13 protein-coding genes and 2 pseudogenes are annotated in these 11,313 nt (G+C 25.2%); 12 read left to right on the forward strand and 3 right to left on the reverse strand.

Annotated elements, in window-relative coordinates; all coding sequences use genetic code 11:
* Nucleotides 1-104: 104 nt before the first annotated feature.
* Nucleotides 105-317: pseudogene (locus tag ELQ11_RS09010) on the forward strand (transposase); the annotation flags it as partial.
* Nucleotides 318-410: 93 nt separating this feature from the next.
* Here ELQ11_RS09010 and ELQ11_RS09015 read toward each other — a convergent pair.
* Genes ELQ11_RS09015 through ELQ11_RS09025 form a run of 3 tightly spaced genes read right to left on the reverse strand, consistent with a single transcriptional unit; the run spans nucleotide 411 to nucleotide 2,628 of the window.
* A complete protein-coding gene (locus tag ELQ11_RS09015; protein WP_060787643.1) occupies nucleotides 411-2,210 on the reverse strand; it encodes an AAA family ATPase in 1,800 nt (599 codons plus the stop codon).
* A 3-nt stretch (nucleotides 2,211-2,213) separates the two neighbouring features.
* Complete coding sequence (locus tag ELQ11_RS09020) at nucleotides 2,214-2,417, reverse strand: type II toxin-antitoxin system HicA family toxin (RefSeq protein ID WP_134225284.1); 204 nt, start codon at nucleotides 2,415-2,417, stop codon at nucleotides 2,214-2,216.
* The gene (locus ELQ11_RS09025; protein WP_002818418.1) at nucleotides 2,410-2,628 is read right to left on the reverse strand and encodes a type II toxin-antitoxin system HicB family antitoxin; all 219 of its coding nucleotides are present in this window, start codon (nucleotides 2,626-2,628) and stop codon (nucleotides 2,410-2,412) included. The genes ELQ11_RS09020 and ELQ11_RS09025 overlap by 8 nt, the downstream gene beginning before the upstream one ends.
* Before the next feature lie 839 nt (nucleotides 2,629-3,467).
* Between ELQ11_RS09025 and ELQ11_RS09035 the strand changes: the two genes are divergently transcribed.
* The 11 genes and pseudogenes from ELQ11_RS09035 to ELQ11_RS09085 form a co-directional block, all read left to right on the forward strand.
* Nucleotides 3,468-3,770, forward strand: coding sequence for a hypothetical protein (locus ELQ11_RS09035; protein WP_167843016.1), 303 nt, complete (start codon nucleotides 3,468-3,470; stop codon nucleotides 3,768-3,770).
* A 97-nt stretch (nucleotides 3,771-3,867) separates the two neighbouring features.
* A complete protein-coding gene (locus ELQ11_RS09040) occupies nucleotides 3,868-4,119 on the forward strand; it encodes a hypothetical protein (protein WP_070300080.1) in 252 nt (83 codons plus the stop codon).
* Between the two features lie 781 nt (nucleotides 4,120-4,900).
* On the forward strand, nucleotides 4,901-5,461 hold the full coding sequence (locus ELQ11_RS09045; protein ID WP_002802083.1) for a hypothetical protein: 561 nt from the start codon (nucleotides 4,901-4,903) through the stop codon (nucleotides 5,459-5,461).
* 2 nt (nucleotides 5,462-5,463) lie between these two features.
* The gene (locus ELQ11_RS09050) at nucleotides 5,464-5,730 is read left to right on the forward strand and encodes a hypothetical protein (RefSeq protein WP_002779707.1); all 267 of its coding nucleotides are present in this window, start codon (nucleotides 5,464-5,466) and stop codon (nucleotides 5,728-5,730) included.
* A 377-nt stretch (nucleotides 5,731-6,107) separates the two neighbouring features.
* Nucleotides 6,108-6,650: an NYN domain-containing protein gene (locus tag ELQ11_RS09055; RefSeq protein ID WP_002819317.1), complete on the forward strand. Its 543-nt coding sequence runs from the start codon at nucleotides 6,108-6,110 to the stop codon at nucleotides 6,648-6,650.
* 147 nt (nucleotides 6,651-6,797) lie between these two features.
* On the forward strand, nucleotides 6,798-7,451 hold the full coding sequence (locus ELQ11_RS09065; RefSeq protein ID WP_052781596.1) for a hypothetical protein: 654 nt from the start codon (nucleotides 6,798-6,800) through the stop codon (nucleotides 7,449-7,451).
* A gap of 88 nt (nucleotides 7,452-7,539) precedes the next feature.
* Nucleotides 7,540-8,772 carry a DUF5710 domain-containing protein gene (locus ELQ11_RS09070; protein WP_070261061.1) on the forward strand — a complete coding sequence of 411 codons (1,233 nt, stop codon included), beginning with the start codon at nucleotides 7,540-7,542 and terminating at the stop codon, nucleotides 8,770-8,772.
* 117 nt (nucleotides 8,773-8,889) lie between these two features.
* Nucleotides 8,890-9,133, forward strand: a pseudogene (locus tag ELQ11_RS09945) (hypothetical protein).
* Between the two features lie 216 nt (nucleotides 9,134-9,349).
* Nucleotides 9,350-9,817, forward strand: a complete 468-nt coding sequence (locus ELQ11_RS09075) for a hypothetical protein (protein WP_044780638.1) — start codon at nucleotides 9,350-9,352, stop codon at nucleotides 9,815-9,817.
* Between the two features lie 14 nt (nucleotides 9,818-9,831).
* Nucleotides 9,832-11,127, forward strand: a complete 1,296-nt coding sequence (locus ELQ11_RS10380) for a hypothetical protein (protein ID WP_134225285.1) — start codon at nucleotides 9,832-9,834, stop codon at nucleotides 11,125-11,127.
* A partial coding sequence (locus tag ELQ11_RS09085) for a hypothetical protein (RefSeq protein WP_057033945.1) occupies nucleotides 11,117-11,313 on the forward strand: 197 nt, incomplete at its 3' end. The genes ELQ11_RS10380 and ELQ11_RS09085, both read left to right, overlap by 11 nt.

The raw sequence follows: 11,313 nt of genomic DNA on the forward strand, positions 1-11,313 counted from the left end.
ATAAGAAAATTGATTTTAAAAGAGGCAAGAACTTTAAATATTAATAATTAAAAATGTTACAATATCCTTGCAAAAAACGAAAAGACAAGGATACAAATGAGTAAAAAAAACAAAAAGGTTCAAATAATCGCGCAAAAGCTAAACTTAAAGTAGCTAAAGCTCATCAAAAAATTACAAGAGCAAGAGATGATTATTTACATAAGATAAGCGATGAAATCACAAATTTATATGATTTTATAGCTGTTGAAAATCTAAATATTAAAGGACTAATTAAAAACAAACGCTTATCTAAATCTATTACTAATGCTAGTTGGGGTAGAGATAGCTCTAGTAGGGTATTAAAAATGGTTATATACTAGTTATCTATTCGTTGAAGCAAGAAACCCACTTTACTTTAGCAGATGGGTGATTCACTCAAATAAAGACTTCTGTAAGATAAATTTATTACTTTTGGTGTTTAATCGATTCATTGGATCACCACGCTTAATATATCTTTTTACTCTATTATTACTTTGGTAGATAAAAAACAAATCATTTTCATTTTTATACTTGTTATAAAAAAATTCATCATCATAATTTGCAAATTCTATACCTTTGCCATAAACATTAATTCCAAATTCTATAAGCTTATCTTTTAATTTAGCAATCTCCTTTTTTTGTTTTGAAATGATAGAACTTTCTTTATAAAGTCTATAAGCTTTAATTTCACAAAACTCACTATAACTAAGGATTTTCTTATCAGGAAAACTTGTCAAAAATCTAATTAAATCCTGTGCAACTAAAGAATTTAAATCAATGAGTATTTTTGATAAGTCATCATCATATGAAAGAGTAGATTCTGTTTCAAGTCTTTTGATATATTCCCTACGAACTGTCAATACAAATACAGATACAATCACGCCATTTTCTTTTGTGATACGCTCTACAGAATCAAACATTAAAATCCCTTTATCTCTTTGTGTAATTGTTTTTTTATCTTTATCTTTATCTTCAATGTTTTGCGTAAAGGCTAAATCATATGCAAAACGAGAAATTTCTGTAAATTTTTGTTTTAACCAAGAATAATTACTAGGAGCTTTATTAAGATATTGTTTTAAAAATTTATAAGGCTCTAATCTTACTTCCATATCCCAAAAATTTTCTTGATATTTTTTAATAACACTTGTATCTACATTTTTCTTGATATATAAAAATAAAGCATCTAAAATACTTCTATGTGTTTGCGTTAGTAAAGAATTTTTAAGAGTAATAGCATATGATGAACCATTTGCACCAAGCATTCCAAATTCTATTTTATTGTCATTTTCTTTAAATGCTTTATAAAAATTAGAATCAGTAAGCTTTCGTGAGCTTAAATAAAAAACTCCTCTATTTTCATTCATTGTTACATAGCCTTCCGCTAAATCATTAACACTTACAGCAGAAATATCTTTTTTGTTGATAATTTCTAAGGTATGATTGTCAATATTTTCCACTTTTATATCTTTAACTAAAGGTTCATCAATGCTAGAGTTCTGTAATACTTTGATTGTTTTTTGAAACTCGCCAGCATTGATATTATTATTATCTTTTAGCACTTCAAGTAAGCGATAAGTTGTAGAGTTTTTATCTTCTCCTTTTTGAAATGAGAGTTTATAAACAAGTCTAGGGGCATTTATAATTACAGAGCTACCCATAAGACTTTCACCTTTTTTATCTAAGTGGTGAAGTAATAAAATGGCTTGATTATTTGATTTTGCTACATCTGTTAAAATATTAAAGAAATTTTGCACATCGTTTTGATTGTTTTGATCTTTAAAGCCTAATGTTGAGAAAAATGCACTAAAGGTATCAAGAACAATTAAATCGCAATCTGCTAACTCATTAAGTTCTTCTTTTAAGCAATTTATAGGTTCTTTATTGATTTTTGGAAGTTCATTCGAAAATTCAAGTTCCGCAGCATTAAAAGAATAAAAACTTTCAATATTTTTTATGCGTTCTAAAATTGCTTTATTTTTATCTTCTACACTCCAAAAAAAAGGTTTTAAGCCATCATTAACAGCATTAGCACATACCTTTAAAGCTAAAAAAGACTTGCCTACTTCACTATTGCCACTTAATACAGCTACAGAGCCCCTTTCCAGTTTAATTGTATCTTCGCAGATTATAGAAACATCTTCATCACTAAAAAGTCCGAGTGTAATAGTATCAATAGTATTTCTTTTTGGCATTTTTTAATCCTTTGCTACTTCTATGATCTCAAATAGTTGTTTTATGATTTTAGGGTGCAATATTTCTCCACTATGGTGAGGAATAACAATTCTATAAAGTCCTTTTTTATAGATTCTATGGCTGCCTTTTTGCCTATCAATCGAAAAATCATTTTGCAATAAAAGCTTTTCTGCTTCTTTTGCAGTCATTCTAGGCAATTCAGGCATTTGCTAAAACCATTGGAATAATTGAAGTTGTTTTGTTTTCAATAATCCTTTTTTCTTCATTTGCAAGGCTTTCTAAATAAAGCTCCCCAGCTTCTTTTATATTAGCTAAAGTTTCTTCATAGGTATTTCCTTGCGAAACACAACCTTCAAGCTCTAGAATGCGTGCAAAATATCCATCCTGATCTTTTTCAATAATAATATTTAGTAACATTTAATTCCTTACTATTGACATAAATAGAACAAACAATTAATTTACACCCTAAAAATTGATATAAATAGAATAGTTTAGTGCAAATTAACAACTTTTTATAAAGTAATTATAGTAAAATTATTATATTTATGTCAATACTTATTATATCTATGTAAAAAATTATTTTTTTGAAAAATACTAATTTCATCTAAAATATAAAATTGACATAAATAGAATAGTTTATTATATTTATGTCAGCAAAATCAGCATACAATCACCCATAAGTTATTAAAAAATTGACATAAATAGAATAGTTTTTAACATAAATAGAATAGTTTTTGATATTTTTTCGGAACACCCATATGGAAAATAGGAGCTTTAAAAGACACATTTACATAAATAGAATAGTTACTAAATTCTTAAATTTGTTAAATTCTATAATATTAAAAAAGGTAAATCAAAAATTAAAATTTTTGAACTTTTGTATAAAATCATAAAAAAATGATTTTGGTAACTCCAAAAAAGGGGTTTTAATAAAAAAAATTTTTTATTATTTTATTATAATATCATAAGAATTAAAAAATGGAAAAAGAAAGTGAAAATTAAAAATATTCTTTTAAAGTGTTTAAAGCCTAATAAACTTAATACTTTAGAAAAATTGTATTTTGGTTCAATGTTTATGATGGTTTTAAGTTTTGCAATCTTTTTAATTCTTCTTTTAAATTTTTTTATGAGGATATTTTAGTTTTCTTTCGAGACTATTTTTTATTGCTTATAATTTTTTATTATAGTATTGATAGGTTTATTTAATACTCTTAAGAGTGTAAGAAAATATAAAGAGATTTTAAAAAAGAAAAACTATGAATATTAAGCTTAATATTCCTTATTCTAATAAGGATAAATTAAAAAAATATAAGATTAAGTGGAATAATGATTATAAAATTTGGTATTTAGAAGATTATAGGAATTTAACTTATCTTATCGATTATTTAGAAAATAGAAATTTTACCATTTATGTTACTGAGAAGTTGTATATTGTTGAAGGTTTTATTACTTGTTGGAAATGTTCTAAGATGATTTCAGTTTATGCTTTTGGGGCTTTAAAATCTTCTTTTTTAGATTGTGAAAAAAATATTGGAAATTTAATTCAAAATTTAAAATGATTTGGAATATTTTGTCTTATTCTCAAGAGCTAGAAAGTATTTAAAAAAAAATAATATGAAAATTTCATATTCCAATACAACAAAAAGTTACTACCTTATGAATATATGTCAAAATTGTCAAGCAAAACAAGGAGAATTTTTTTTATTTAACGAAATAGATTCTATTTTTAGCCCAAATAGTGTAAATGAAGCTAAAAGGCTTAAAATTTATGAAATACCTTTGTTATTCGATATTGGGTTTGAGGGAGAATTTACAGAAATATTTTCAACTAATTGTTCAGATATTAATGCCTTGATTTGGTTTAATGCGGAACATAAAACTAATTTAACATATAATATTAATTACTAAAAATAACTATTATATATTAAAAATTAGTAATATATAATAGTATTTACTTTCAAACAACCTTATTATTTGTGACTATTTGTCTTATAGCATCAATGATTTATTGTTATGCTTTCACCCAGGGTTTGAAAAAGATCATTCATTTATATTTTCTCTAGCTTGTTCCATAAGTTCTTTTGTACTTACTTGTGGTTTGTAATTAAATGATTTAGAATAACTTGAAGCATTTGCACATTCTTTGATTTTAGATTCTAACTCTGTAGCATTTTTTGGATCTTCATAGTATTACATACTTTTTTGGCTCTGAAGAGCAAGCAGAAAAAACACAAGCAGTAACTACACTTAATAAAGCTAGTTTAATTAAATTTTGCATAAAAGTTCTTTTTTCTATAATTTTATATATATTTATAGTAACTATAATATACTAATATTTATTAATATATAATAAAATTAATTTTAAATAATAATATTATTATATAATATTTCACAAAATAATTATAAGAAATAATTATTTTTTATTTTAATATGATGAATTATCTTGTTATATCTTTTTGAGATATTGTTTTTGTAGGATTTTCAAAGGTATTAAGTTTATTATGAAAATCAATGAAATTTAATTGTTTTTTGACTTCATGCTACCTACACATTTAGAAGATTATTTAGAATATAAAACAAAACTATCACTAAAAAATCAAAGAAACAAAAATAAATATTATTTATTTTTATTATTTATTAATAAATAATAATATATAATATTATACAAAAATATAAAAAAGGTTTTTTAATGATAATATCTGTTATAAATAAAAAAGGTGGTGTTGGAAAGACTCCTTTTGCTTTTTCAATTGCTAAAGATTTAGAATATTTTTTACAAAGCAATGATAATTCTATTATAGAAAAAATTTATCCTGAAAAAGCAAAAATTTTACCAACTCCAAAAAAAATAGATAATTGCGTTTATGATTTTGGTGGATTTGTAGAAAAAGGAGTATTGGATATTATTAAAGAAAGCAATAAGATTATTGTTCCTTGCACGAGTAATTATAATTCTTTACTTAGAACATTAGAAACTTTAAACGAAATAGGTAATGATGGTAAAGTTTGTATTTTAGTTACAGACTATAGAGATGAGAAAGAAAAAAAGCAAATTTGTGAAACTCTTGAAAGCAATTTTACAGATTTAAATCTTTTTTTCTTTAAATTTTCAAAGATAATTGAAAATTCTATGAGTAGTGGAGCTTCTTTTACTGAACTTTATAATGAAAACAATCTTTCAAGATTAAGTTATACAAACTTTTTCAATGAATATCAAAGACTTTTAGATTTTATTAGAAAGGATAAATAATAATGGAAAAAAAACCATTTACAATAGCAGAAGCTTTAAACTCTGAAACAAGCTCTCAAAAAACATATAGTAAAGCTGATAAAAAATCAGCTGGAAGAAAAACCGTAGATCAAAAACTAAGAAGAGATAATTTAGTAGTTTGCAGACTTAATGAACAAGAAATGGAAATTTTGAAAAAATTAATGGTTTTAGATTTAGCAAGTGAATATGGCACTTATATAAGAAAATTGATTTTAAAAGAGGCAAGAACTTTAAATATTAATAATTAAAAATGTTACAATATCCTTGCAAAAAACGAAAAGACAAATTGAAGATGAAAAAGATTATGACTGTCGAAGTTTATTTGACTTAATCGAATTAGAATTTTCACAAGGATAAGAAAATGAGTTGCTTATCTCTAAGTAAGTTCTTATTAATGTTTTTATGTTAGAATTACAGCATCATTAGCACATAGAGGGGTCTTTTTACATAATATTTTTAAAATGACGACTCATTTTGCCTTCAAGATTTAGCAAATAGGACTACATATTATGGATTTGTCCAATAAAGATACAGAATTTTCTATAATTCAACCAAAAAAGACTGCTGTTCTTGTAGATCTTTCTTTTTTATTGAAGGATACAATACACGCAAAAGCATTAAAACAATGGAAGCCGCAGAATTAGCCAAAAGATTAAAAGACTATGTGTGGGAAACTCTTAGAAGAAGTGAAGACTATTTATATAAAGTTTATATTTATGATTGCGAACCGTTAGATAAAAATGTTCCTATGCCTCCTATAGAAAAAACTGATAAATCTAAAAATTTAAGCAAAACTACAACTTATAAATTTAGAAGTGAATTATTAAAACATCTAAGAAAGCAACCGTATTTTGCTGTAAGATTAGGTGAAATTGATGTTAGCGAACTAAGCAATGAAGATTTTGTTATAGATATTAAACAAAAAGGTGTAGATATGAAAATAGGACTTGATATTGCAACTTTAGCAAATAAACACCAAGTGGAAAAAATCATTTTAATTACTTCGGATAGCGATTTTGTTCCTGCTGTAAAACACGCTAGAAAAGAAGGGCTTATTGTGCAATTAGATACTATGAGATTTCCAGAAACTCGAATCAAAAAAGGTTTATTAGAACATATTGATATTCTCTCATCCGTTTTTATTAATAAAAATAAAAATGGTAATTAATTATTGTTTTTTATTTTGCTAAATAGATAACTAAAAAATGAATATTGTTAAAAGAAAAAATGAATGAATTTTTCAAAAAAACTAAATAAAGTTTTACCAGATAAAGAAATTAGCAACGAAAAAACATATTCTCGATCAAGGTAAAGAATGAATAATCTAACAAATTTTAATGATCTGTTTTCTCAAATGAGATTATCTTCTTATAATGATGATATTGTAAAGCATTATGATAACCTTAAATTTGTAGGAAAAATCACTCCAAAAATTGCTACATTAGAAATTATTCTTAGAAATAAACTAGATAATAAATTATCAGAGAAAGATAGTAATTGGATAAAAAATTCTAATGATGAAAATATTAAAAAAGCTAAAGATGAAATTGAATATAGAGAAAAAAATAGAAATTTATCTCATCATCAATATCTTTCTCGTATGAGCTTAGGAGCTATTATTCATCTTATCAAAGAAAATAAATTACAAAACTCTATAATGGATTTAAAAAATATCAATTTTAGAAACTACAATCAACACAATAGAAATTTCTTTTTTGAAAATGGTATAAAATTACGCTTTAGAAATACGCATAAGGTTGATATTGTTCTTAGCTTATTACAAAATCTAAGAAATAGAAGTTATCATTGGGAAAATATTTTAAAAACTACAGAAAAAAATGGCAAACATTATCCAAGATTAACGACAAAAATAGAAAACACTCATATAGGATTAAATCCACAAAAAATAGATTTATTCTTAAGTGATTTAATTAAAACATTTAACGAAGAAATTTTGGAATATTGTTAATATAAAAAAAGTGGGCTACTAGGAAGCCCTTTGAATTTAATTGCAATTATAGCAATAATAATATTAAAGGAAACTAAAAGGATATACGATGCCACAAAAAAGAATTTATCTTTATGTTCCATTTAAAGACAAAGAAAAAGTAAAATCATTAGGGGCAATGTGGGATGATAAAGAAAAAAAATGGTTTGCTCCAAAAAGCTTAGATAAAAATATTTTCTCACAATGGTTTTATCCGCACCAAAATAAAGAATTTTCATTTGATGAAAATGAAGTTTTAACTACTTTTAAATCTGCTTTAGAAAATCAAGGTTTAATTATTGATGGTTCACCTATCATGGATGGCAAAATCCACAGAGTAAAAACAACAACAGATAAAGGTAGAGAAATGAGTGGAGCTTATAGTGGATTTTTAGATAAATACCCCGCTGGTTTTATTCAAAATTTTAAAACAGGTATTAAAGAAAATTGGAAAATGCCTTTAGAAAATGCAAAACAAAACATTGTAAGTTATCAAACTCCTAGTCAAAAAAGATTACATAATTCTACAAGCAATAATACGAAACAAGACATTTTAGAGCTTCAGCAAAAAACAGCATTAAAAATTGAAGAAGAATATAATCAAGCTAATTGGGCTCATTCAAATCATCCTTATTTAAAGAAAAAAGGTTTTAGTGAAAACTTTTATCTTAAGCAGGATAACAAAGGTTCTTTACTTATTCCCTTAAAAGATGAAAATGGCAAATTATGGTCTGTGCAAAGAATATTCCCAAATGGTGATAAAATTATTGGTGTAATTAAAACTAAAGAAGAAAAAGAGCAAGGCATTGAATATTCTGCAAAAAAATCTGGATGTTTTCACCTAATAGGTGCAAAAAACCTAGAATATTGCAAAGAATTTATCATAGCAGAAGGCTTTGCTACTGCTGCAACTATATACAAAGCACTCAATAAGCCTGTAATAATGGGTATAGATGCTGGAAACTTATCAAAAATCGTTGAAACCCTAAAAAACAAATTTCAAAACACTCCTATTACCTTAATAGCCGATAATGATAAAAAAAGAGAATTAAAAGGACTTTCTAATGTCGGGGTGGAAACTGCAAAAGAAATTCAACAAAAATTTTCAGATATTAAAGTTATTATTCCAAAAATCAGCAATCAAGAAGCAGAACAAGGAATAAGTGATTTCAATGACATTTTTTTAAATAAAGGGCTTGATGAAGTCAAAAAACAATTAAATTTCATTGATTTTCATAATAAACTTAAAGCTTTTAAATCTATGGAAAAAACACAACCTGAAAAAGAGATAACTAGACAATAATAGTTACTCTTTGTAATCATAATATATAATAATAATATATAAAAAATATTTTTTATATATTATTAGTTAATAATAGTATATTATAATTATTATAAATATACAAAAAAAGGATTAAAAATGAAAAATACAATCAAACTAGCTTTATTAAGTGTAGTTACTGCTTGTGTTTTTTCTGCTTGCTCTTTAGAGCCAAAAAAGTATGTAATACTATGAAGATCCAAAAAATCCTACAGAGTTAGAATCTAAAATCAAAGAATGTGCAAATGCTTATAAGGCAAGTTATTTTAAATCATTTAATTACAAACCACAAGTAAGCACAAAAGAACTTATGGAACAAGCTAGAGAAAATATAAAAATATAAATGAATGATCTTTTTCAAACTCTGGGTGAAAGCATAAAGCAAATCGACTTCCACCCACGCTTTCTTAGGACTTACCAAAGGCAAAAGTCCTGATGAGTTAGATAAAGCAGATGAAACATTAAGACAAGAATATCTTAAAAACAAAGAATTTAAATTAATTAAAAGTATTAAGTAGATTGGTTATAATAAAACAATTTATCTATATTAGGAGCAAATTTGCAAATTCCTATTTATTCTAAACTCAAAGAAAAACTAGAAAGCAAAGGAATAGACAATATATCAAGTGGGCAAATTGCTTGGTTTGTATGTAGCTTGATTCTTGCTTTGGTGACTTATATTATTCTAACTTTTCACTACATTTACATTAGTTATGGTAAATATGATAAGAATTTATTTTTATTAATATTTGATAGAAATGCAATAGAGTTATTTGTTATTGTATATTCTTGCATAATGTTTAATTTATTATATATTTATAATGCCATTCCTTTGGTTTTATCTGCGGTATTTATATTTTTAGCATTTTATTTTTCTAGTTTAAGCTTGTTTATTGTTGGTTGTTGTGGTATAGGAGTATTTTTCTTAATATCCATTTTTAAAAGAAAGTTTATGTTTAGTGTTTTACTATTCGCCTTGGGTTATACTTGCACATTGTTCTTTTTTTATGGACTGGCAACATATTAGAAAGGATTTTATAAATGAAATATTATGCAACGATTTATATTGATGAGTTTTTAGAATATGAAATATTAGTTAGTCTTTATAATGGAAACGGCTTAGATTTCACCCACGCTTTCTTAGGACTTACCAAAGACAAAAGTCCTGATGAGCTTGATAAAGCAGATGAAACATTAAGACAAGAATATCTTAAAAACAAAGAATGGGACAAGATAGATCAAAAATGGTATGAAGCTAAAGAGCCTAATGAATTCAATGATGGTTTTTGGGGTTTTGGAACTGGAATTGCTAATGTTGCAGAATCTCTTATAGGATCTCCTGGCAAAGTATTTAACAATAACCAATATGTATTAGATAGCAATATTGATAAAAATTGTTATATTATTAAAAAACTAAGAAGCCCCCAAGCTTTCAAACCCTCTAATCGTTGCACTTTAGAACTTTCTAAAGAACAATATGAAATCCTACTTGCAAATATTAAAAATGATTTTAATACTACAAAAGAAATTACACCTAATAGCAAAGAACCAATCAATGAAGAATTTACCTATAAGCTTCTTGAAAACAACTGCGTTACTTGGGTTATTCAAAAACTTTCTGATATAGGAATAGAGCTTATTGATGATGAATATCAAGTGCCTGGAAATTTGATAGATATCTTTGGCTTGATCAAATCTCTTCACTCTATCTTTTTGAAATTTCAAAACATTGATGATAATTTACAAAGTGTAAAAGGTGCAAGAGCTTTTATTACTTGGACTAGATCTATGCTAGATAATAATTATATATGTTATGTAAATCAGGAAAATTTAGAAAAGAAAATACAAACTTTTTGTAAAAAAGATATAGAAAATCAAAGATATTATGAAAGTATTAAAAAATTTTATGATAAAGCCTCCCAACTTAAAAGTATATATAATAAATTAGATTTTTGTTTGGAATCTATCACTAAAAAATTTAATACAAGCATAAAAGGCGATTTTGAATTGATTTATTTCGATAGAAAAGATAGACAAATTAAACTTTTAAAAGCAGATAATGATTATGAAGCTATTGCGATACAAGATTTAGATTTGAGTCAAAAATATAATAATTTTAGTGTGAGTAAGTTTTATCCTTTTATTTTTATACCTAAAGATGAAATGCTTTCAAGAATGCTTTATCATAAATATGATTATGGTAATATCTCACAAGAATATCAAAAAGATAGAAATGAATTTTATTTTAATGTTTTAGCAGGAGAAAAAAGCGATAAATACTGGAGTTTAAGTTATCATAAAATGACTAAAAATTTAAGGAAAATTCATGCCTCTTGAAAAAGTAAAAGAAACAATTTTTGCTTATGATAAAGAAGTGATTGATTGTGAAGTCTTAAGGGCTAAAAATGTTGATTTAACTCATTCTAAAATTTATTTTCAAGGTATACTCCTTACAGGCTCAAATGAACTTCCTAATAATCCTTTTTACTTTGGAGAATTAGATCAAGATAATACTATAAAACA

It is taken from the genome of Campylobacter sp. US50a, from assembly GCF_004379015.1.
In the GTDB taxonomy this organism is placed as follows: domain Bacteria; phylum Campylobacterota; class Campylobacteria; order Campylobacterales; family Campylobacteraceae; genus Campylobacter_D; species Campylobacter_D jejuni.

Excerpts from the sequence above, each read along its gene's own strand:
- ELQ11_RS09015 (WP_060787643.1), bottom strand. The coding sequence starts at position 2,210 with ATGCCAAAAAGAAATACTATTGATACTATTACACTCGGACTTTTTAGT.
- ELQ11_RS09020 (WP_134225284.1), bottom strand. The coding sequence starts at position 2,417 with ATGCCTGAATTGCCTAGAATGACTGCAAAAGAAGCAGAAAAGCTTTTA.
- ELQ11_RS09025 (WP_002818418.1), bottom strand. The coding sequence starts at position 2,628 with ATGTTACTAAATATTATTATTGAAAAAGATCAGGATGGATATTTTGCA.
- ELQ11_RS09035 (WP_167843016.1), top strand. The coding sequence starts at position 3,468 with ATGAATATTAAGCTTAATATTCCTTATTCTAATAAGGATAAATTAAAA.
- ELQ11_RS09040 (WP_070300080.1), top strand. The coding sequence starts at position 3,868 with ATGAATATATGTCAAAATTGTCAAGCAAAACAAGGAGAATTTTTTTTA.
- ELQ11_RS09045 (WP_002802083.1), top strand. The coding sequence starts at position 4,901 with ATGATAATATCTGTTATAAATAAAAAAGGTGGTGTTGGAAAGACTCCT.
- ELQ11_RS09050 (WP_002779707.1), top strand. The coding sequence starts at position 5,464 with ATGGAAAAAAAACCATTTACAATAGCAGAAGCTTTAAACTCTGAAACA.
- ELQ11_RS09055 (WP_002819317.1), top strand. The coding sequence starts at position 6,108 with ATGGAAGCCGCAGAATTAGCCAAAAGATTAAAAGACTATGTGTGGGAA.
- ELQ11_RS09065 (WP_052781596.1), top strand. The coding sequence starts at position 6,798 with ATGAATAATCTAACAAATTTTAATGATCTGTTTTCTCAAATGAGATTA.
- ELQ11_RS09070 (WP_070261061.1), top strand. The coding sequence starts at position 7,540 with ATGCCACAAAAAAGAATTTATCTTTATGTTCCATTTAAAGACAAAGAA.
- ELQ11_RS10380 (WP_134225285.1), top strand. The coding sequence starts at position 9,832 with ATGAAATATTATGCAACGATTTATATTGATGAGTTTTTAGAATATGAA.